The sequence below is a fragment of the Collinsella sp. AF33-16 genome, assembly GCF_003475325.1.
Lineage (GTDB): Bacteria > Actinomycetota > Coriobacteriia > Coriobacteriales > Coriobacteriaceae > Collinsella.
The window spans coordinates 994-1,491 of sequence record NZ_QRQC01000047.1; the positions used below are offsets into that span (position 1 = coordinate 994).

The following is a 498-nucleotide window of genomic DNA, read 5'->3' on the forward strand; positions in this document are numbered from 1 at the left end:
GAGTTCAAGCAGCCCTGGGGCAAGGCCTACTTCGCGCCGGTCTACGATTTCGGCAGCAAGGAGATCGTCGCCTGGTCCACGTCGCTGCATCCCAACATGGCCCAGCAGCACGAGCTGCTCGACCAGCTCGTGTCCAAGATGCCCGAGGGCTCCAGGCCGGTCCTGCACTCGGACATGGGCTGGCAGTACCAGCAGGCCGGGTGGTGCAAGCGGCTGGAGGAGGCCGGCGTGGTGCAGAGCATGTCCCGGAAGGGCAACTGCATCGACAACGGCGCGACGGAGCAGGTGTTCGGCCATATGAAGGACGAGTTCTTTCGCGGAAGAAAATGGCCTTGCTTCGAAGACTTCAAGAGAGACCTGGACGAATACATCATCCATTGGAACACGAGAAGGAGGCAGGTTAAACTGAAGGGACTGACCCCGGAGGAATTCCGGAATCAGTCCCTATGTGCGGCGTAGGCCGCTTATTAGCCCGTCCAAGAATTGGGGCGCAGTTCA

The 498-nt window shown here is 60.2% G+C and carries 1 protein-coding gene; it reads left to right on the forward strand.

Annotated features, from left to right (window positions below; translation table 11 throughout):
- The coding region (locus tag DWZ52_RS10055) for an IS3 family transposase (protein ID WP_199579257.1) at positions 1–459 on the forward strand (459 nt) is incomplete at its 5' end.
- Positions 460–498 lie beyond the last annotated feature (39 nt).